19 protein-coding genes are annotated in these 19,499 nt (G+C 67.9%); 16 read left to right on the forward strand and 3 right to left on the reverse strand.

The features are described from left to right. Window positions 1-402: 402 nt before the first annotated feature. Entirely contained in the window at window positions 403-1,581 is a 1,179-nt protein-coding gene (locus ACWC0C_RS46195) for a winged helix-turn-helix domain-containing protein (RefSeq protein WP_450871042.1), read from the forward strand. 946 nt (window positions 1,582-2,527) lie between these two features. Here ACWC0C_RS46195 and ACWC0C_RS46200 read toward each other — a convergent pair. Then, entirely contained in the window at window positions 2,528-3,841 is a 1,314-nt protein-coding gene (locus tag ACWC0C_RS46200; RefSeq protein ID WP_450871044.1) for an MFS transporter, read from the reverse strand. A gap of 417 nt (window positions 3,842-4,258) precedes the next feature. Further along, the gene (thpD, locus tag ACWC0C_RS46205; RefSeq protein ID WP_450871045.1) at window positions 4,259-5,161 is read right to left on the reverse strand and encodes an ectoine hydroxylase; all 903 of its coding nucleotides are present in this window, start codon (window positions 5,159-5,161) and stop codon (window positions 4,259-4,261) included. 332 nt (window positions 5,162-5,493) lie between these two features. Here thpD and ACWC0C_RS46210 point away from each other — a divergent pair, with 332 nt between their 5' ends. From ACWC0C_RS46210 to ACWC0C_RS46280, 15 genes are all read left to right on the forward strand, one after another. Next, a complete protein-coding gene (locus ACWC0C_RS46210; RefSeq protein WP_450871046.1) occupies window positions 5,494-6,069 on the forward strand; it encodes a CGNR zinc finger domain-containing protein in 576 nt (191 codons plus the stop codon). A gap of 337 nt (window positions 6,070-6,406) precedes the next feature. Further along, window positions 6,407-7,390, forward strand: coding sequence for a helix-turn-helix transcriptional regulator (locus ACWC0C_RS46215; RefSeq protein WP_450871047.1), 984 nt, complete (start codon window positions 6,407-6,409; stop codon window positions 7,388-7,390). A gap of 67 nt (window positions 7,391-7,457) precedes the next feature. After that, window positions 7,458-7,751 (forward strand): hypothetical protein, encoded by a 294-nt coding sequence (locus ACWC0C_RS46220; protein ID WP_450871049.1) that lies wholly within the window; start codon window positions 7,458-7,460, stop codon window positions 7,749-7,751. Window positions 7,752-8,112: 361 nt separating this feature from the next. Beyond that, complete coding sequence (locus ACWC0C_RS46225; RefSeq protein WP_450871050.1) at window positions 8,113-9,399, forward strand: diaminopimelate decarboxylase; 1,287 nt, start codon at window positions 8,113-8,115, stop codon at window positions 9,397-9,399. Between the two features lie 44 nt (window positions 9,400-9,443). Continuing rightward, window positions 9,444-10,397: a 4'-phosphopantetheinyl transferase superfamily protein gene (locus ACWC0C_RS46230; RefSeq protein ID WP_450871052.1), complete on the forward strand. Its 954-nt coding sequence runs from the start codon at window positions 9,444-9,446 to the stop codon at window positions 10,395-10,397. Further along, window positions 10,397-11,950, forward strand: a complete 1,554-nt coding sequence (locus ACWC0C_RS46235; protein ID WP_450871054.1) for a class I adenylate-forming enzyme family protein — start codon at window positions 10,397-10,399, stop codon at window positions 11,948-11,950. Before ACWC0C_RS46230 ends, ACWC0C_RS46235 begins: the two co-directional genes overlap by 1 nt. 70 nt (window positions 11,951-12,020) lie before the next feature. Then, window positions 12,021-12,284, forward strand: a complete 264-nt coding sequence (locus tag ACWC0C_RS46240; RefSeq protein WP_450871056.1) for an acyl carrier protein — start codon at window positions 12,021-12,023, stop codon at window positions 12,282-12,284. Further along, on the forward strand, window positions 12,281-13,543 hold the full coding sequence (gene ectB / locus ACWC0C_RS46245) for a diaminobutyrate--2-oxoglutarate transaminase (protein ID WP_450871057.1): 1,263 nt from the start codon (window positions 12,281-12,283) through the stop codon (window positions 13,541-13,543). The genes ACWC0C_RS46240 and ectB overlap by 4 nt, the downstream gene beginning before the upstream one ends. Before the next feature lie 53 nt (window positions 13,544-13,596). After that, window positions 13,597-14,139 (forward strand): diaminobutyrate acetyltransferase, encoded by a 543-nt coding sequence (gene ectA / locus ACWC0C_RS46250; RefSeq protein ID WP_450871059.1) that lies wholly within the window; start codon window positions 13,597-13,599, stop codon window positions 14,137-14,139. Window positions 14,140-14,199: 60 nt separating this feature from the next. Continuing rightward, window positions 14,200-15,405 carry a cytochrome P450 gene (locus ACWC0C_RS46255; protein ID WP_450871061.1) on the forward strand — a complete coding sequence of 402 codons (1,206 nt, stop codon included), beginning with the start codon at window positions 14,200-14,202 and terminating at the stop codon, window positions 15,403-15,405. Window positions 15,406-15,430: 25 nt separating this feature from the next. Next, window positions 15,431-15,628 carry a ferredoxin gene (locus ACWC0C_RS46260; protein WP_450871063.1) on the forward strand — a complete coding sequence of 66 codons (198 nt, stop codon included), beginning with the start codon at window positions 15,431-15,433 and terminating at the stop codon, window positions 15,626-15,628. Next, on the forward strand, window positions 15,625-16,869 hold the full coding sequence (locus ACWC0C_RS46265; protein ID WP_450871064.1) for an NAD(P)/FAD-dependent oxidoreductase: 1,245 nt from the start codon (window positions 15,625-15,627) through the stop codon (window positions 16,867-16,869). Before ACWC0C_RS46260 ends, ACWC0C_RS46265 begins: the two co-directional genes overlap by 4 nt. Window positions 16,870-16,932: 63 nt before the next feature. Further along, complete coding sequence (locus ACWC0C_RS46270) at window positions 16,933-17,343, forward strand: ectoine synthase (protein WP_071385852.1); 411 nt, start codon at window positions 16,933-16,935, stop codon at window positions 17,341-17,343. Window positions 17,344-17,500: 157 nt separating this feature from the next. Beyond that, window positions 17,501-18,274 (forward strand): NAD(P)H-dependent oxidoreductase, encoded by a 774-nt coding sequence (locus tag ACWC0C_RS46275; RefSeq protein WP_450871065.1) that lies wholly within the window; start codon window positions 17,501-17,503, stop codon window positions 18,272-18,274. Between the two features lie 76 nt (window positions 18,275-18,350). After that, on the forward strand, window positions 18,351-18,623 hold the full coding sequence (locus ACWC0C_RS46280) for a hypothetical protein (protein WP_450871067.1): 273 nt from the start codon (window positions 18,351-18,353) through the stop codon (window positions 18,621-18,623). A gap of 342 nt (window positions 18,624-18,965) precedes the next feature. On the opposite strand, the gene ACWC0C_RS46285 is transcribed toward ACWC0C_RS46280, so the two are convergent. Continuing rightward, the gene (locus ACWC0C_RS46285; protein WP_450871069.1) at window positions 18,966-19,403 is read right to left on the reverse strand and encodes a hypothetical protein; all 438 of its coding nucleotides are present in this window, start codon (window positions 19,401-19,403) and stop codon (window positions 18,966-18,968) included. Window positions 19,404-19,499 lie beyond the last annotated feature (96 nt).

Consider the following 19,499-nt stretch of genomic DNA (forward strand, 5'->3'; position numbering starts at 1 on the left):
GGGACCTGCGGCTGCTGGTATCGGGTTCGGTTCACCTGACGGCCATCCTCCCCGGGAAGGAAACTAACACCCGTGCCGTGCACGGCCGTTCTCCGACCTCGTACCGGCCCCTTCCGGCATTGGTCGTCCTGTCACCTGATCACGGGTCGACCCGGTAGTTCAGAGAAGTGACCGATCCGAAAGAAATAGCGCCTGACCAGATGGTTCGGGGCATCGGTAGACCTCCGTGAGTACCCCGAGCACCACCAGACTACGAACGGCTCCGGCGTCCCGCATGCGTGCTCCCGGCCCGCTCCGCTGCGTCTGTCCGGTGTTGTTCGTCGCTTCCATCAATGTGAAGATCTACGGTCGATCTACACGGCCCTCCCGATCCCTGTCCCTGCTGACTCCTAGGCTGCGGGCATGCCAGAACTGACCCTCACCGCCGACCAGGCGCGCCGGATATTCTTACGCGCCCAAGGCCTGCTCGGATCTCCGTACGGCAAGCGCGGCAATCCCCGGGCCGTGCTGCAGCAGCTGGGTGCCGTGCAGCTCGACACCATCTCCGTGCTGGCCCGCTCGCATGAGCTGGTGCCCTACGCCCGACTCGGCGCGGTCGGCCGCGGAGCGGTGGAGGCGGCGTACTGGCAGCAGACCCGCGCGTTCGAGTACTGGTCGCATGCCGCCTGTGTACTCCCCATCGAAACCTGGCCGTTGTACGCCTTCCGCCGTCGGGGGTTCATCGAACGCGGCCACCGTTGGCACAAGTTGGCCGACAAACAACGCTCCTGCGCCGAAGCGCTGGCCCGCCTGCGCGGCGAGGGACCGATGACGGCGACCGAGCTGGGCGGCGCGAAGAACGGCGGACCCTGGTGGGACTGGTCGGAGTCGAAGGTCGCTATCGAGTGGCTGCTGGACACGGGCGTGGTCGTCTGCACCGAACGCCGAGGCTGGAAGCGGGTGTACGACCTGGCCGAACGGGCGGTGCCGGCCGAACTGCTGGCGCAGGACATGGACGACGCGGCCTGCCTGCGCGAGCTCACCGCGCGGGCGGGGACGGCGCTGGGAGTGGCTACGGTGAAGGATCTTGCGGACTACCAACGGCTGACGGTGAAACAGATCGGCTCGGCGCTGCCCGACAGCGGGCTGGTCGAGGTGCTGGTCGCCGGCTGGGGCAAGGACGGCCATACGGCTACCGCCTGGGCCGACCCTGCCGCCCTAGAGGAACAGCCGCGCGGCCGCCACCGCACCACGCTGCTCTCGCCCTTCGACTCACTGGTGTGGGACCGGGCGCGCACCGAACGGATCTTCGGCTTCACCCACCGCCTCGAGGCGTATGTCCCCAAGGAAAAGCGAGTGCATGGCTATTTCGCCATGCCGCTGCTCTCGGGCGGGCGTCTGGTGGGCAGGGTGGATCCTGCGCGTGAAGGAAAGACTTTGGTGGCGCGTCAGGTCTCGCTGACCGGCGCCAAACACATACCGGCTGCGGCGAAAGCGCTGCGAGAGGCCGCCGAATGGGTCGGCTGCACGTACGTACGCGCCGAGCGGGTGCTGCCCGAAGCACTCGCCGCACCGTTTGCCGCCGCGCTCGCTGCGACCTGATCAACCTGACTGACCGACGCCGACTGCATGTTCACTCTCCAGGGGATTAGGTGCAGGGCGCCGGCCCGCACCGACAGGTCGAGCGCTGGTGTCAGGCGGCACTGACATCCGTCGAACACGGAGTGCTTCGCGCGTGGTCCTGCCGCCCTGCCGGGCCCGGATTCCCATGGACTGTGACGGCGGCCATGCCTGTCATGGGGTGCCGGGCTCCGCGGGGCTGGGATGGACAGTCATGCGCCTCGGCGACCTGGGGTAGCGACCGTCATGATGGTTCCTGCCACGAGAGTGAGAACAGCCGCACCCACCAGGACGGCCTGCGGGGAGGCTGCTATGCCGAGGGCGCCGACGAGCGCCGATCCCAACAGGAATCCGCCGAACGCGAGCAATCCGGTAGGCCGCGGTGACGCGGCCGAGCAAGTGGTCAGAAACAGCAGCCCGTTGCCGGTAGGAGACGGTCACGATGTTCACCAGGACCAGAAGGCCGGTGAAGAGCATGCCGACCACGTTGAGGGGCAGGTTGCTGGTCAGTCCCAGTACGGCGAGACCGACTGCGAGCCCAAGTACGCCGATGAGCATGGCCGCCCGGCCTGCCGGCCCCGCTGACAAGGCGCGGGGCCAGCAGGCCGACCACGAGGCCGGTGATGCCGGAGCACCCAAGCAGGAGGCCGTACCCACCTCGGTGAGATCCAGGGGGCCACGGAGAGCGACGATGGGAAGGGCGGTCTGGAAGGCTCCGTATGCCACGTTGAGAAGGCCGACGCCTATGGCGTAGACGGTCAGACGGGAGCGGCTGAAGAGGAAGACGAGGCCGTCTTTGACTGTCGTCTTTGACGCGCCGGTAGCCGTAGTCGTGGTCGACGAGGTTTCCCCACGCTCGCCTGACGCCGGAACGCGGGTGGCCACCGGCGAACCGGTGGCCACCCGCGTGGCCCGCGAGGCGCTCGGGCTACGCCTTGAAGACGCCCCGGTTGCAGCGCAGCACCGCCACGATGACGGCGACGATGACCGCCGTGATGACGGCCGTCCCTACGACCGAGCCGGTGGCGGCGAAGATGCCGCCGAAACCTGCCACGCCCAGCGCCGCACCCACCGCGAGGGCCGTCTCCTGGAGGGCCGCGGCGCGCGCGACGTCCTTCGGCGGGACGCTGCCCAGCAGGTAGGCGTCGCCGGAGGCCATGGAGACGCCGACGCCGAGGCCGATCAGGAAGCTGGCGGGCCACAGGCCGACGAAGGCGGCCACGACAAGGCCGACGGCGCAGGTGGCCAGGCTGACCTGGAGCATGTGCACAGCGGTGAAGCGGGCCTGGATCTTGTGGAACGCGAACCCGCCGAGGGAGACCCACAGGGCCAGCACCGACACCGGCAGGATCGACAGGAGCGAGTCGGCCTCCGCGCTGAACAGGAAGACCGATCCCGTGTAGCTGGCGGAACTCACGACGAGCGCGAGCGAGGGCGCGCCGAGCCGGGAGAAGCTGAGCATGCGTACGTCGATGAGCGGGTCGCGCGAGTGGAGCTGCCGCGTGCAGAAGACCGTCAGGACCAGGCAGCCCGCGGCCGTCGCGAGGACGCGCCCGAAGGCGGCGCCATGGCTTTGCAGACCGGCCACGAAGAGTCCGAAGCCCACAAAGGCGAGGGCGGAGGAGGCGACGTCGACCTTGGTCGACGAGGCCTGTCCCAGGGTGATGCCGCGCAGCAGTGCGGTGGCGAGCACTCCGCAGACCAGGGCGACGGCGGCGGGCAGCCAGAAGAGCATCGTGTAGGCGTCCATGCCGATGAACGCCCGGCCGATCAGAGGTCCCGCACCGGCTCCGATGCTGTACGTGGTGATCCACAGGGAGTAGCCGAGAGTGCGCTCCGACGTCTCGGGTAGTCCGCCGATGACCGAGGCGACGCTGGAGACGATCAGCGCGTAGCCGAAGCCTTGGATGAACCGGCTCGCCGTCCACGTCGCTGCCGAGTCCAGCAGTGCGGGACTCGCCCCCGCGAGGGTGAAGATGAAGAGGCCGGTCGCCAGCGTCACGCCGGGACCCAGGCGTGCGCCCAGACGCGAGCCGAGGACGACGCTGGAGGCGAGGGCGATCGTGTACCCGTCGATGAACCACAGGCGCCATGAGTCGGTCAGGACTGGCAGGTCGTAGGCGATGGAGTTGAACAGCGTGGAGTCCACACCGCCCAGGAACATGGGGACCAGCAGCAGCGGGAAGAGGACCTTCTTCGACACGGCGGTGGACCGCGCTGGAGCAAGGACAGTTCCGGCCATGGCAGACCTCGTCTCAGTTGGCTTTCTTCGGCGAGCGCAGCAGAGGGAAGACCACTGCGACGACGCCCGGCAGGACTGCTAAATCCGCCGTCGGTCTTCTCTCTACGAGCCCGGTGGGGCGGGCGTGCGCCGCAGGGCACTCAGGGCTGGTTCTCGAGGGCGCCATGAAATCTCCGAGTCGAAGGGGAACCACCTAAGGCGGTTCTACCAGTCTGTGATTCTCGTGGCAACCGGCCAAGCCGGTTCCACGCTCCCGCCCGGGATGCCTTGCGAGTGACGTGCCGGAGCCGACCCCGCGGCGGACCGGCGGCCGGAACTTCGTAAGCCGGGCCCCGGCCCGTGCGGCGCCCGGAGAGTGGGTGCGGACACGGCCGGGGCCAGCACGGCCTCACCTGTACGGCGACGGGCGCGGGTGTCCTACATGCCTCGCGGGGAGGGGAATTCGCGGTTGCTGAGGTACTGCGGACGCGGCGCGTCCGCGGCGTAGGGCGCCCCCAGCGTGTTCTCCACGCTGTTGTAGACGATGAAGATGTTCGAGCGCGCGAACGGCGAGAGGTTCCCGTTGGAGCCGTGCAGCAGGTTGGAGTCGAACATCACTGCGGAGCCGGCGGGACCCGTGATCTGCTCGATCCCGTGCTCCTGCGCCATGCGCGTCAGGTGCTTGCGGTCCGGGGAGCCGACGCTGGGGGCGGCCACGCGAAGCGACTCCTTGTGGTAGTTCTGCGGAGTGGCCCCGACCGTGGGGACGAACGTCTTGTGGGTGCCGGGCATGACCATGAGCGGGCCGTTGAACGGGTGGTTCTCGGTGAGGGAGATCGAGACGCTGAACGCGCGCGGCCGGGGCATGCCGTCCTCGGAGTGCCAGGTCTCGAAGTCGGAGTGCCAGTGGAACGGGGCGCCGCCGAACCCCGGCTTGTAGTTGACCCGGCTCTGGTGGATGTAGACCTCGGAGCCGAGTACCTGGCGGGCGATGTTCATGAGCCGGGGCGACCGGAGCAGCTCGGCGAAGATCTCGCTGACCTTCTCGACCTCGAAGACGGAACGGACCTCGTCGGAATCCGGTTCCAGGATGACGCGCTCGCTCGCGCGCAGCTCCGGGTCCTCACCGAGGCGCAGGAGTTCGGAGAGGTAGAGGTCCACCTCGTGCGCGGAGAGCAGGTCGTCGAGGACCAGGTAGCCGTCGGACTCGTACTGCTTGAGCTGCTTGCCGTCGAGCGGGCCCGGAGACCCTCCCCACACCGACGGGTCCGTCCGCGGCTGGGGAACGGCCTCGCCGAGGACTCGGGTCGGATACAGGTCGGGGCGCTGAGCGACAGTCATGTACTGTTCTCCTTTTCAGGGGAGCGGCGGCTTTTTCTGCCTGTATAGGGGCGCAATTCATCGGCTTGCGGGGTGAGGTTCCGGAATTCCAAGGCCTTTATTTCCTGCGGCTCACTGGTTCGTCCTCCGGCTCTTTCGATACTGCAAGATCGCAGAGGAGGAAGGAAGGTCCTACAAGTGTCCTGAATCGTCCTTGACCTAATCAGGACCACGAATTGCGTGTCCGTCCACGGGGATGCGGACGCAGGGGTGCCGTGCCCTCCAGCAGCACGGAACCACCTGGAGCGGTTCTCCTGCTTGTCCTCCGCGCAGCAACCGGCTAAGGTGGTTCCGTGTCCGTCAAGCATTTCCCCGAGTTCCGTCTGGGCAAGGTGCTGGCGACCAGCTTCACGGCGACCCTCACGGAACGCTGCGGTGAACCCGTCGAGCGCATTCCCGTCCCCGAGCGGCTGGTCGACTGGCTGGCGGTCAACGGGCTACGGGTCGATTCGTGCAGCGACTCCCAACTGGAGCATGCTCGGCAACTGCGTGAAGCGATCCACGAAGCCGCTACCGCCGTCGCGACGCAGGCCCTCCCTCCCGCCGCGGCCGTTCAGGTCATCAATGACTGCAGTACGGGCGGCCGGGCCTCGGCGGTCCTTTCGCCCCAGAGTGGAAAGGAGTGGCACCTGGGTTCCGCCTCCGTCGAGGACGCCCTCAGCGTGATCGCCGCCGACGCGGTCGACATCGTTTCAGGCGCGCGCGAGGGGAGGATGGCGTTGTGCGCGTCCCCGACGTGCCGGGCCGCCTTCTTCGACACCAGTCGGGGCGCCACGCGCAGATGGTGCGAGATGAACACCTGCGGGAACCGCGAGAAGAAGGCGCGTTTCCTCGCCAACAAGCGCCAGACCTCGAGCCGCGCCGGCTGAAGTCGCACCGGCACGGCCTGACCCCCACGCTCCTGCCTCTTGGCCGTTCCTCTCCGCCAGGGAGGTGCCCGACCTGGTCGCACGGTGGCCGGAGCGCCCCGTGTACGACCGTCGCAAGCGGGTAGCCGCGCCGCGTGGCTCACTGCGACCGTGTCCAACGCCAGGAAGGGCCCCGTGCGTTGGAAGCGGCCCGCGCCGCGGAGTACTGCTCGCTAGTTCGGAACGCTGCCGCTCGACGACCGTCGAGCGCTGTTGACGACGAGGGCAGGGCGTAGTTGCCACCAGGCTCCCGCACCCCTCGTCCCGCCACCGCACGCAGGTGCAGAAAGGGAAGTGCATGCTGGCCGTTCTGGGAATCGACGCCACGGCGGAAATGGTCTACCGCGAGATGCTGGCGCATCCGCAGGAGGGCGTGGCCGAGCTGGTGCGCAGGCTCGAACTGACCGAGCAGGAGGTACGAGGGGCACTCGACACCCTCGGCGAGCTGGCCCTGGTGTGGCATTCCATCGAAGACCCTCAGAGCTTCCACGTCGTGGAACCTCACCTCGCCGCGGAGATCCTGCTCGCCAGGGAACGGGCCGAGCTCGCGGCGCAGCAGCAGCGCGTGCAGGAGGCCCAGGCCGCCGCCGTAAAGCTCAAGTCGGAGTTCACCCAGGAGAGTCCCAAGGAAGAGGTGCACCGCCTGACCGGGGTCGACTCCGTACGCGACTACTTGGCGGCGCTGCACGACGAGGTCCAGGACGAGCTGCTGACCTTCGCCCCGGGCGGAGCGCAGACGGAGGCCAACCTGCGCAGCTCGCGCCCGATCGCGGACGCCCTACTCGCGCGCGGAGTGCGGATGCGTACCGTGTACCTGGACAGCGTCCGCAACGATCCCCTCACGGTCGCGCACGCGGACTGGCTCGCCGAACGTGGCGGTCGCATACGCACCGTGCCCTCGCTGCCGAACCGCCTGATCATCTGCGACAGGAAGATCGCCATCGTCGCCGTCGACTCGGACGACACCTCGGCTGGGGCGGTGGTCCTCAAGACGGCTGGAGTAGTGTCGTCCCTGTACGCCCTTTTCGAGAATATCTGGCAGGCTGCCCAACCTATGAGCGAGACCGCCCAGCCGAGTGAGGAACAGAGCCTCAGTCCGCAACAACTGGAAGCCCTGCGGCTGTTGTCCCTCGGGCACACCGACGACTACGTCGCGGCGCGGCTGGGCGTGTCAAGCCGCACGGCACGCCGGATCGCCACGAAGCTCATGGACCACCTCGGCGCGCGAAGCCGATTCCAGGCCGGCCTGCACGCGGCTGTTAGGGGCCTCATCCGGCCGTGACGGCCCGTACGTCACCGATCGACAGGCAGCCGAAAGGGAATGACCATTCGAACAGGACACCCCATTCATGTACCTCGTGCAGCTCACCCTCGCACCCCGGGGCGATGCTCACCCGCCCGCTGAGGCTGAGCTCAAGCAGGCGCTCCACGACGCGGCGCCGGACATCGTCGAACACGTCAGCGTTCACACTCAGACGCGGCCTCACCTTGTCGTCAGCCTCTTCCTCCGCGCCGCCTCCCTGGACGAGGCCGAGGCAGCGGCGAAGCGGATCTGGCAGCATGCGACCGCCAACTGCACCCTCCTGGCCGCGTGGTCCCTGCGGCGGGCCGAAGTGCCCCTCCACCCCTACGACGTGGAGTGATCCCGGCTCCTCCCGACGCCCGTGTCACGTCCCGCCGCTACCCGTGCCTGGGCGATGCGTGGGACCTACATGCGCATTCTTGCGTGTCCCAAACGGTCCAGCCCGGAGAATGTCGCGATTTCCGTAGCCCTTTGGCCGGATGACTAATCCGGCCGAGGTCCTAAACAGGTCAGGACCGATTTAGGCCGACCGTCCGCCCTTCCCTCGCCGCTCCGAAGTTCGCAGACTCGTTATCGCCGGACAGCAAACCAGCGAGAGAGGCGAGTCATGAAAGAGCGAATGTTCATCTCCGATGGCTTAGCGGTGGAGCAGCGAATTCTTTGCCTCTCACCCGAAGACGACGGCGGATGGCAGTGACCCGATGACGACCTCGAAGAACAGTGTCCAGGGAAAATCGATGGCGGACCTCGCCGAGGAGTACGGCACCCCGCTGTTCGTCTACGACGCGGACGTCCTCGCGGACACGTACCGCACGTTGCGCGGCCTGCTCCCCGACGGCGCCGACATCTTCTACTCGCTCAAGGCGAACCCGAACATCAGCGTCTGCGCCCTGCTGAACTCGTTCGGTACGGGAGCCGAGGTCTCCTCCTACGCCGAACTGGCCACCGCCCTGCGGGCGGGGGTCGACCCCGGCGACATCATCTTCCTCGGCCCCGGCAAGGACGAGCGGGAGCTCACCGCGTGCGTCGAAGCCGACATCCACGCGATCGTCTGCGAGTCACTGGACGAACTCGACCTGCTCGACTCGCTGTTGGCAGCGGCAGGACGTGACGACTTCCCGGTGCTCCTCCGGGTCAACCCGGCCTTCGGCAGCAAGGGGTCGGGGCTGGCCATGGGCGGCAAGCCCCGGCAGTTCGGCATCGACGAAGCCGAACTGCGCGGTTCCAAGCACCGCCTCGCGGCACTCCGCAACATCCGGGTGAAAGGCGTGCACGCGTACATGGGGACGCGGTTCCTCAACCACGAGGACGTCGTCGAGAACACCCGGCGCATCCTCGCCACCGCGGAGGATCTGGCCGGACAGCTCGGTTTCCCCCTGGAGACCGTCGACTTCGGCGGCGGACTCGGTGTCGCCTACTTCGACAACGAGAAGGACCTGGACCTCGACGCGCTGGGCGCCGGCCTCGCGGAGGTCATCACCCCCTTCTCGGTGCGCAACCCGGACTGCCGGATGATCATGGAACTGGGTCGCTTCCTCACCGCCACGGCCGGTACGTACGTCGTCCGCGCCCGCTACGTGAAGGAGTCCATGGGGGAGAGCTTCGTGGTCGCCGACGGCGGCACGAACCACCACATGGCGGCCGTCGGCGTCGGCAGCTTCGTCAAGCGCAACTTCCCGGTCCGCCACCTGGAGGACCGAGCCGCAGGAGCCTCGCGCCCCTACAGCGTTACCGGGCCCCTGTGCACGCCCAACGACGTGGTGGCCAAGAAGGTCCGCCTGCCGGAAGTGCGGCCGGGAGACCTGCTCGCGGTGGAGCGGTCCGGGGCCTACGGGCCGACCGCCTCGCCCGGCCTCTTCCTGAGCCACGGCTTCCCGGCCGAGGTGCTCGTCCACGGCGGGCGCGCCCACCTCATCCGGGAACGCGACACGACGGAGGACCTGCTGGCGAAGCAGCGCCTCGTGGATCTCCGCGCCGCGTCCGCCTGAACACGTGATCCGTATGGACACCTGATCCGGAGAACCTGATCCGAATGAGAACCGCAGCGAAGCAGGTCGCGCGAGTCGGACTGGACGTACTCGACCGCTCCGAACTCCGTCGCCTCATCGAACGACCCTGGTTCTTGCGCTTCGGTTTCGCCCCGGAGGAAATAGCCCACGCCGAGACCCTCGGCGATGACCGCCGCCTGGAATTCCTGGCCGGTCGGTTCGCCGCCAAAGAGGCCCTCCTCAAAGTCCTGGGAATCGGTTTCCTGCAAGGTGTGACGCCACGGGAGATCTGCGTGGAGCACACCGCGCACGGCGCCCCCGTCGTCCACCTCCGCGGACGAGCCGCGCAACTGACCCCGTCATCCGTCTCGGTCTCCATCACCCACAAGCAGAACGTCGTGGCCGCCGTCGCCATCAGCCTCCCCGAGGCCAATGGTGCGACCGCTGACGACGCCACCAGCGAAGCCACCAGGAACGGACGAACCGAACCCACTGCACCTAAGGAGCTTGACGCCGTGCCGCCGCCGAACACCCCCGCGACCGCGACCGTCGGGACCAGTACCCGCGCCGAGCGAGAAGCGCAGACCACCGCCTTCCTCCGTGTACGCGTCGGTCAGGAAGAGGCCCACTACGGGGGCAACCTCGTCGACGGTGCGCACATCCTGCGCCTGTTCGGCGACCTCGTCACCGAGATCACCCTCCGCACGGACGGCGACGAAGGGCTGCTGGCCCAGTACAGCGACATCCGCTTCACTGCACCCGTGAGGCCCGGCGACTACATCGAGGCGCACGCACGGCTGGTGCGCCAGACCCGACTGCGCCGCGTGGTCGAGCTGGAGGCGCACAAGGTCATCCGCGCCAGCCCCGAAGAGGCCGACAGCGCCGGCAAGGTCCTCGACGAGCCTCAACTCGTGTGCGCCGCGACCGCCACCACCGTCGTACCCCACCGGCGGGCGCACACGGCGACAGCCCGCACCCCCACGGCCGAGGAGGCCTGATGCCCCGCACTCCGCAGCTCCTGCACGAGATACTGGACCGAGCCGCCGACCACGTTCCGGAGTCGGCCGCACTGAGCTCGCGCGACCACGGCCTCACCTACCGGGAACTCGCGACCGCCACCACCGCCATGGCCGCCCGCCTGCGGCGCGAGGGCCTGCGGCGCGGCGACCGGATCATCGTCACCGCCTCCGACGGCATCGGCATCGCCATCCTGGTCTACGCCGCCTCGCGCGTCGGCGCCGTGTTCAGCGTGCTCCACGAGCAAGTACGCGGCGGGCCGCTGGAACACGTCCTGCGCGACTGCGAGCCCGCGCTGCTGGTCTCCGACGACCCCGACGCCGGACGGACCGCCGCCGAGCACGGCGTCCGCTCCCTCGCGCTCGATGAGCTCGTGCGCACGGCACTCGACGCGGACACCGCCGAGACCGCTACCTCCGCCGGCCCGAGCGCTCTGGGCGTGGACCCCGTCAGCCTGATCTACACCTCGGGCACCACTTCCCTGCCCAAGGCCGTGGTCAGCACCCACCAGCAGGTACTCTTCGCCGCCACTGCGATCCAGGAGTGCCTGGACTACCGCAGCGACGACGTCGTCTACTGCCCGCTTCCGCTCTCCTTCGACTACGGCCTCTACCAGGTCTACCTCGCGGCCCTCAGCGGTGCCCGGCTCCACCTGGCCACGGTCGCCGAGGTCGGCCCCCCGCTGCTGCGCAGCCTGGAGGAGGCGGGCGCCACCGTCCTGCCCTCCATGCCCTCCGTCTCGGACCGGCTCGCCTGGCTGCTCGGCCGCACCAGCGGGGGCCCGAACCGCCTGCGCCTGCTCACCAACACTGGTGCGGCGCTCTCCGAGACCACCATGACCGCGCTGCGCGCCGCCCTGCCCCACCTGCGAATCCAGGTGATGTACGGCCTCACCGAGTGCAAGCGCACGGCGATCATGCCCCCCCCCGACGGGGACCTTGACCACCCAGGGTCCTGCGGGCTGCCGCTGCCGGGCACCGAGGTCTTCATCGTCGACGACGACGGCGACCGGCTGCCCGCGGGAGAGATCGGCCAGATCGTCGTCCGCGGACCCAACGTCATGGCCGGGTACTGGCGCCGCCCCGAGCTGACCGCCGAGCGCTTCCCGCGCACGGAGGGGCTGTTCCCCGAGCTGCGCACCGGCGACTACGGCTGGCAGGACGAGGACGGCTACCTCTACTTCTCCGGCCGCAGGGACGACCTCTACAAGGAGCGCGGGTTCCGCCTCAGCACCACCGAGGTCGAGGCCGCCGCGACCCGGGTCGACGGAGTGACTTCTGCCGCCGTACTGCCTCCTGAGGGCAAGCGGACCGCGCTCCTCGCCGTCGTCGCGGACATCACCGCCGACCAGGTGCGCCAGGGCATGCGGGACCACATCGAGCCCTTCAAGATCCCGCGCCGCTGCGTCCGCCTCGACGTCCTGCCCACCAACGGCAACGGCAAGGTCGACCGCAAGAAGCTGACCGCCCTGATCGAACAGGACCCGCCCGCCTCGGTCATCACCGAGGCCCTCCAGGCACGCCTGGCCCACTGACCCCCTGTACGCCCCACCAGAGCAACGCCCGAGAACGACAACTTCACCCAACCCACGGGAGGAACTGACCATGAACCGCCAGCACGTCGTCACCGCCCTCGAGAACGCCCTCACCGACGTCCTGGAGCGCCCCGTCACCAATCTCACCGGCGACGTGAAGCTCTTCGCCGACCTGCACCTGGACTCCACCACCATGCTGGAGATGCTCATGTTCCTCGAGGACTCCATCGGCCTGGTCGTCGACCCGGAGGAGCTGGACGCGGACGACTTCGTCTCCGTGGACACCTTCACCGACTTCGTCCTCGCCACACGGGGCGAGCAGGTCGCGGCATGACACTCACCCAGCCCGACCTCAGTGTCTTCACGACCCTGGAGTCCGAGGTACGCAGCTACTGCCGCAGCTGGCCCACCGTGTTCGAGCGCGCGCACGGTAGCCGGATGTACGACGAGGACGGGCACGAGTACCTCGACTTCTTCGCCGGGGCCGGCTCCCTCAACTACGGCCACAACAATCCCGTGCTCAAGCGCGCCCTGCTCGACTACCTGGAGCACGACGGCGTCACCCACGGCCTGGACATGTCCACCACGGCCAAGCGCGCGTTCCTCGAGCACTTCCAGAACACGGTGCTGCGCCCACGGGACCTGCCCTACAAGGTGATGTTCCCGGGCCCGACCGGCACCAACGCCGTCGAGGCTGCCCTCAAGCTGGCGCGCAAGGTGAAAGAGCGCGAGACGGTCGTCTCGTTCACCAACGCCTTCCACGGCATGTCGCTGGGTTCCCTGGCCGTGAGCGCCAACGCCTTCAAACGCGCGGGCGCGGGCGTCCCGCTCGTCCACACCACCCGGATACCCTTCGACCACTACATGGAGGGGAAGACGCCCGACTTCCAGTGGTTCGAGCAGCTGCTCGTGGACCGCGGATCGGGGCTCGACCAGCCAGCGGCGGTCATCGTGGAGACAGTCCAGGGCGAGGGCGGCATCAACGTGGCCCGCCCCGAGTGGCTGCACGCCCTCGCCCGGCTCTGCCGCCGGCACGACATGCTGCTGATCGTCGACGACATCCAGATGGGCTGCGGCCGCACCGGCGCCTTCTTCTCCTTCGAGGAGTCGGGCATCGTGCCGGACATCGTCACCGTCTCCAAGTCCATCAGCGGCTACGGACTGCCCATGTCACTCTGCCTGTTCCGACCGGATCTCGACGTGTGGGAGCCGGGCGAGCACAACGGCACCTTCCGCGGCAACAACCCGGCCTTCGTCACCGCGACCGCCGCCCTCAACACCTACTGGAGCGACGACACGCTGGAGCGGCAGACCCTGGCGCACGCCCAGACCATCGAGGCCGCGCTCCGCGACACCGCCGCGCACCACAGCGGATCGGCCTACCGCGGCCGCGGGATGGCCTGGGGCCTGGAGCTCGCCGACCCCCGGCACGCGGGGCGTGCCGCACGCCGCGCCTTCGAACTCGGGCTCCTCGTAGAGACCGCCGGGGCCCACGACGAGGTCCTGAAACTGCTGCCCCCGCTCACCATCACCACCGACGACCTCGACGAGGGACTGCGCACTGTGCAGCGCGCGGTCTACGAAACGACTTGACCGCCCCCGCCACCGACATAAGAGACGACACGAAAGAAAGGCCCCGATCCGACATGACGATCACCATGCCCACCACCGTCACCGAGCGGAACACCGCCGGGAGGAAGCAGGCCCTCTTCCGCGCACCGGTCCCCCAGGACGGACCCGCCGTGTGGAAGATGGTCGAGAACACTCCCGGCCTGGACTCCAACAGCGTCTACTACTACTCGCTGTGGTTCCGGGACTTCGCCGACGGCTCGCTGGTCGCGACCGTGGACGACGAACTCGTCGGCTTCCTCACGGGCTACCGCCGCCCCGAGGAGCCCGAGACCTACTTCGTGTGGCAGACCGCCGTCAACCCGCGTCACGGCATCCCGTTCCTCGGCGTCAAGCTCTTCCAGGAGGCGGCCGACCAGCAGGTTGCCAACGGCGCCCGGTACGTCGAGGCCACTGTCTCCGCCGAGAACAAGGCGATCATCATGGTGCTCAAGCAGTACGCGAAGAAGCACTCAGCCCCCATCGAGACCCGCGTGCTCTTCCCCAGCTCCCTCTTCGCCGACAGCGAGGGCCACCACGACGAGGTCCTCTACCGCATCGGTCCGCTGACCGCCGGCTGAACCGGGCCGCCCGTCACTGGTCCGAGCAGCACCGCAACCGACGACTGGGAACCGACCGCCATGGCCACGCAACCCACGACACTGCACCTCGACATCAGCAACGCCCACTTCCGCATGGACTCCGAGCAGGTGCGGAAAGCACGAGACGCCCACTGGTACGCACGTACGGACTGGGGCATCGCCGTCCTGCGCTACGAGGACAGCAGCGCCCTCCTGAAGAGCCCCCTGCTGACGCAAGGATCGGCCAAGTGGCCCGCCCAGCACGGGGTCGTCGAAGGACACTTCGACAAGTGGTGGCAGAAGACCCTGCTGGTGCTGGAGGGCGACGAGCACAACAGGATTCGCCGCCTGGTGAACCCCGCCTTCTCGCCGCGCCGGATAGCGCCCCTGCACGCGAAGTTCCAGGCCCTGGCGGACGGCCTGGTAGACGAGTGGATCGACGACGGGCGCACCGAGTTCGCGAGCCAGTTCGCCGCACCGTACGCGACCAGGATTCTGTGCGTGATGCTGGGCATCGACGAGAACGACTGGAAGAAGATCCACGAACTCGCCTCCACGATCGGCCTCGGCCTCGGCATCGTCATCCAGGAGAACATCGCCCGGATCGACCAGGCCATCGTCGATCTGACCGAGTACGCCGAGTCCCTGGTCCGCAGCCGCAGGGAGTCCCCCAAGGGCGACATCCTGAGCACCCTCGTGGAGACGAGGGACGAGGACGCGGGCAAGCTCTCCGACGCAGAGCTCATCAACCTCATCATCCTGTTGATCTTCGCGGGCATCGACACGACCCGGAACCAACTTGCCTTGAGCGTCGAGGCGTTCTCCAAGCAGCCCGACCAGTGGGAGAAGCTGGCATCGGACCCCGAGCGCTACTCCGCCGCGGCGGTCGAGGAGGCGCTGCGCGTCAACCCGATCGGCCGCTGGATCTCGCGCGAAGCGGCGGAGACGTTCCAGTACAAGGAGCGCACGATCGAAAAGGGGACCACGCTCCACCTCTTCACCATGACGTCGGCCACCGACCCGGCCGCGTTCGACAACCCCGACCGCATCGACCTCGAGGCCGAGCGCTCCCCGCACTTCGCGTTCGGCGGCGGACTGCACCACTGCCTGGGACACTTCGTCGCCCGTGCGGACATCGCAGTGGCCCTCTCGACGCTGGCCACGCGGCTGACCGACCTGCGCGTGGAGGAGGCCGCCGAGTGGCTGCCCGACTCCGGCAACACGGGGGCGGTCTCGCTGCCCATCACGTTCACCTCACGTTCCTGAACCGCGCTTCCGATCGGAGGAGACCATGAAGATCACCGTTGACGAGGTCAAGTGCCAGAACCACGGCCTGTGCGCCATCTCGGCACCGGACCACTTCGAGCTCGACGCCGACGGGAAGCTGACGTACCAAAAGACGTTCGACGAGGAGAACCTCGACGCGATCGAGGACGCCATCGACTCGTGCCCCTTGCAGGCGATCGTCATGGACCGTGACGCCGCATGACCGTCGCAGCGCCGCGCATCGGCATCGTCGGCTCCGGCATAGCCGGCCTGCGGGCGGCTCAATCAGTTCTCACCTGCGAAACCGGTGCCAGGATCACCGTCTTCGGGGACGAGGCCCACCGCACGTACAACCGGCCGGGACTCACGAAGAAGCGGTACCCACCGTCGGCCGACCTCAGGGCGGCCATCACCGAGGACCTGAGGGTCAAGGGGTCCGAGACCAGCGCACTCGACTGGCACCTCGGCACTCGCGTCGAGGCGGCGGACCTGCGCGACAGGGTCCTGCACCTGAGCACCGGCGGGACGTTCGCCTACGACGGCCTGGTGGTCGCCTCGGGGGTACGCCCGCGGACCGCCGCCGCCGGTGACGACGAGGAGTGTGCCTCGCACGCGCACAGGACGCTGCGCGGTCTGGAGGACGCGCACTCCATCCACCAGGAGCTCCATAGGAGAGAGGTGGTGACGATCGCCGGCGCCGGGTTCGTCGCGTGCGAACTGGCCTCGCTGGCCAAGGAGTACGGCTGTGACGTGGTCATGCTCGAAGCGATGAGGCACGGGCCCTTCGAGAACATCCTGGGCGAGGACGTCGCCCGCGCGCTCGGACGCTGGGTCACCGCGAACGGCGTCACCCTGCTGACGGGCGAGGCCGCGAAGGAGCTCCTCTGCGACCGCTCGGGAAGGTCGTCCGAAGGCGGACACCCGGCATCGCCTCCCGAGGCGGCGTCCGAACGACCGCTCTTCATCGAGGCCATCGGCAGCGTTCCCAACGTGGAATGGCTGGACGGGAACGGCCTGGACCTGTCCGACGGGGTACGGGTCGACGAGTACATGCGCGTACCGGAGTGCGAGGGCGTTTTCGCGGCCGGTGACATCGCCCGCTATCCCGACCCGTGGGGCGCGGAAAACCTGATCCGCATGGAATTCTGGAAAAATGCGATTGACACCGGAAATGTCGCCGGGAAGGCGTTAGCGTCGTCTCTGGGATATGGATCGAAGATGTCCCGGATCTCGTACTTCCCCAGCATTGCCACCGAGGTATTCGGACTTCGCATCCAGATCGCGGGAAACCCCAGGAACGCGGACTCCATGGAGATCGTTCGCGGCGACCTCGAACGCCCCGGTGACGGAATCCTCGTCACCTACCTGCGGGAGAGCGCGACCGTCGGGGCGGCCTACCTGGACAAAGGGGCCCGGTTCAACCGCCTCTACATCGAGCTCCTGAAGTCGCTGAAAACGCGCTAGCCCGATCGGGCACACCTCCTTTGTCACAACACCAAGAATCCGAGAACGATCAGGAGGAATATCATGCAGGTTCGCAGGATTTCGGAGATCGAAGGTACTGACCGCGATGTCACGGCGGCGAGCGGCGCGTGGCGCAGCAAGCGCATCCTGCTGGCTTCGGACGGATTCGGGTACTCGGTTTCCGAGACCGTCGTGTACGCCGGAACCGAGACCGACATCTGCTACGCGAACCACGTGGAGGCCGTCTTCTGCATTTCCGGGAAGATGATTCTGATCGACCGCGACGAGAACGAGGAACACGTCATCACGCCCGGCACCCTCCACATCCTGGACGACGCCGACAACCACACGATCAAGCCGATCGAGGACAGCACGTTCCTGTGCATCTTCACCCCGCCCCTCACCGGCCGTGAGGACCACGACGAGAACGGGGTCTATCCCCTGCTGACAGACGAGGTGGTGGACGCCAAGTAGGCCGCACCGCGCCCCTCGCGCATCCCTGGAGTCCCCGCCAGGCCACTGGCGGGGAGACTCGGCGTCACCGCGTCCAAGACGGCCTCGGCGGCGGGTTGCCCCAGGAAGGGGCCGGGTAGGTGCGCACGATCATAGATCTGCCAGAAGGGAACCTACAGTGAAAGTCCTGTGGCTCATCGCCCATCCCGAACCCCGTTCCCTGAACGGCTCCTTGTACCGCGACGGTGTCCAACACCTCCTGGACCAGGGGCACGAGGTGCGCACCAGCGACCTGTACGCGATGAAGTTCGACCCGATCGTCCGGGCCAGTGACTTCTCCCACCCCGACGGCGAGCGCCTCGTCGTCGGCAGCGCGGCCAAACAAGCTTTCGAACGGGGCGCGTTGTCCCCTGGCATCTCGGCCGAGCACGACAAGTTGTCCTGGGCGGACACGCTTGTCGTGCAGTTCCCATTGTGGTGGTACGGGATGCCGGCCATCCTCAAGGGCTGGTTCGACCGCGTCTTCGTCGGCGGGTTCGCCTTCGGTGTCCGCGACGCGCGGGGGCGCCAAGTGCGCTACGGCGAGGGGGCGCTCGCGGGTAAGCGCGCGATGGTCGTCGTCAGTGCCGGTGCCCGGGAGGCGAGCCTCGGCCCCCGCGGCGTCAACGGTGAGCTCAACGACCTGCTCTTCCCTCTCCAGCACGGCACGCTGTGGTACGCGGGGATCGAGGTCCTGCCCCCGCTGCTCGTCCACGGAGCCGACCGCGTGGACGAGGCCGCATACGCCTTCCACGCGAACGTCCTGCGCCAGCGCCTCGAGGACCTTCCGCACACCGGACCGCTGCCGTTCCGCCACCAGAACGGCGGCGACTACGACGAGGACCTGGTCCTGCGACCCGAACTCAACCCGCACGCCACGGGGACCGCCGCCCACTACCGCACCGAGAGCTGAGAGGGAGTCAGCGGTCCTCGACAAGGAGGCCGTCGAGCTCGACAAGCTGATCGGCAAGACCGCGACCAGGGACGACATGAAGGGGTTGAATGAGCTACTCAGCCTCGTCAAGCAGGCCGAGCATCCCTTCCCCGACATCCCCTTCGGCACCGTCGTCGCCACCATCGAGGCGTACGAGAAGACCGCGATCACCCAGGAGTGCGCCAAGAAGCTCACCAAGGTGCTCACCAACAAGAAGTACGTCGGCGAGGCCCTGAAACTCTCCCACGAGCAAGGAGCCCGCATCGCCGACATCCGGTCCGCGATCGACACCGCCCAGCTCACCATCCACCGCAAGCTCAAACGGTGAACCAGGGAGTTCCGTAGACGCCCGGAAGATCGACGCCGTCCACTGCAGCGGCCGATGCACGGCGAAGCAGAAGGCCGCCGCCTTCGAATGGGCCGGGGCACTGGTCACCGGGGCGCCATGAAAGGCAATGGATATTCACGCGATCCGGGCCGCACCTGCCCACGAGCCGATCGCCATGCCGTGAACCGCGAACCAGACCGCCCAGGCGCTTGGTACGCCGAACGTACCCGGCGACCGCCCGTCGTGACCACCGACGCGGTACGCCGACTCACCGCCTACGGACCCGCAGGGACTGCCCAGTTGCACTCCGGCCGACCCCCACGGCGTTCCCCCTAATATGTGTCACTCGACGCCGGCAGCCGCGAGGTGGTTCCGCAGGACGGTCTCAATCTCGGACGAGTCACCTGTGGCAGGCAGCGGTGAGGGAGTCTCTTCTCCCATCTCCATGGCCGCGCTGCTGATGAATCGCACGGCGGCTGGTGAGGGGACGAATGAGTCACGGAGCCACTGCGCGAACAGGGCAGCCTCGTCGGCCGTCACGTTTGCGACGGTGACGTAGGCGTAGTCAGGGGCTGGCATGGCGCCCGTTCCCGTGACCCAGACGTCGTGCGTGATCTCGATGTCGAAGTCCAGCACGTCCACACCTCGCAAGGCGTCGACCCGGTGCTCCAGGACGGCGCCGGGGAAGGATCGCTCAAGGGCGCTGCCGAAGGTGTTCAGGTCGGCCTGCCAGGCCGCCGGGTTGTCCTCGGGCGGGTAGAAGCCGAAGGTGGTTCTCACATTGCGCGGGGTTGACACAAGCTTCCTCGATCTCAGGGGACGTACCGTGCGGAGCCGGTGACGCCGTTCATGGCCATCATCGACTCCCAGTAGGCC

The organism is Streptomyces sp. NPDC001709 (assembly GCF_053596375.1).

Excerpts from the sequence above, each read along its gene's own strand:
- ACWC0C_RS46195 (WP_450871042.1), top strand. The coding sequence starts at position 403 with ATGCCAGAACTGACCCTCACCGCCGACCAGGCGCGCCGGATATTCTTA.
- ACWC0C_RS46200 (WP_450871044.1), bottom strand. The coding sequence starts at position 3,841 with ATGGCCGGAACTGTCCTTGCTCCAGCGCGGTCCACCGCCGTGTCGAAG.
- thpD (WP_450871045.1), bottom strand. The coding sequence starts at position 5,161 with ATGACTGTCGCTCAGCGCCCCGACCTGTATCCGACCCGAGTCCTCGGC.
- ACWC0C_RS46215 (WP_450871047.1), top strand. The coding sequence starts at position 6,407 with ATGCTGGCCGTTCTGGGAATCGACGCCACGGCGGAAATGGTCTACCGC.
- ACWC0C_RS46220 (WP_450871049.1), top strand. The coding sequence starts at position 7,458 with ATGTACCTCGTGCAGCTCACCCTCGCACCCCGGGGCGATGCTCACCCG.
- ACWC0C_RS46225 (WP_450871050.1), top strand. The coding sequence starts at position 8,113 with ATGACGACCTCGAAGAACAGTGTCCAGGGAAAATCGATGGCGGACCTC.
- ACWC0C_RS46230 (WP_450871052.1), top strand. The coding sequence starts at position 9,444 with ATGAGAACCGCAGCGAAGCAGGTCGCGCGAGTCGGACTGGACGTACTC.
- ACWC0C_RS46235 (WP_450871054.1), top strand. The coding sequence starts at position 10,397 with ATGCCCCGCACTCCGCAGCTCCTGCACGAGATACTGGACCGAGCCGCC.
- ACWC0C_RS46240 (WP_450871056.1), top strand. The coding sequence starts at position 12,021 with ATGAACCGCCAGCACGTCGTCACCGCCCTCGAGAACGCCCTCACCGAC.
- ectB (WP_450871057.1), top strand. The coding sequence starts at position 12,281 with ATGACACTCACCCAGCCCGACCTCAGTGTCTTCACGACCCTGGAGTCC.
- ectA (WP_450871059.1), top strand. The coding sequence starts at position 13,597 with ATGACGATCACCATGCCCACCACCGTCACCGAGCGGAACACCGCCGGG.
- ACWC0C_RS46255 (WP_450871061.1), top strand. The coding sequence starts at position 14,200 with ATGGCCACGCAACCCACGACACTGCACCTCGACATCAGCAACGCCCAC.
- ACWC0C_RS46260 (WP_450871063.1), top strand. The coding sequence starts at position 15,431 with ATGAAGATCACCGTTGACGAGGTCAAGTGCCAGAACCACGGCCTGTGC.
- ACWC0C_RS46265 (WP_450871064.1), top strand. The coding sequence starts at position 15,625 with ATGACCGTCGCAGCGCCGCGCATCGGCATCGTCGGCTCCGGCATAGCC.
- ACWC0C_RS46270 (WP_071385852.1), top strand. The coding sequence starts at position 16,933 with ATGCAGGTTCGCAGGATTTCGGAGATCGAAGGTACTGACCGCGATGTC.
- ACWC0C_RS46280 (WP_450871067.1), top strand. The coding sequence starts at position 18,351 with ATGAAGGGGTTGAATGAGCTACTCAGCCTCGTCAAGCAGGCCGAGCAT.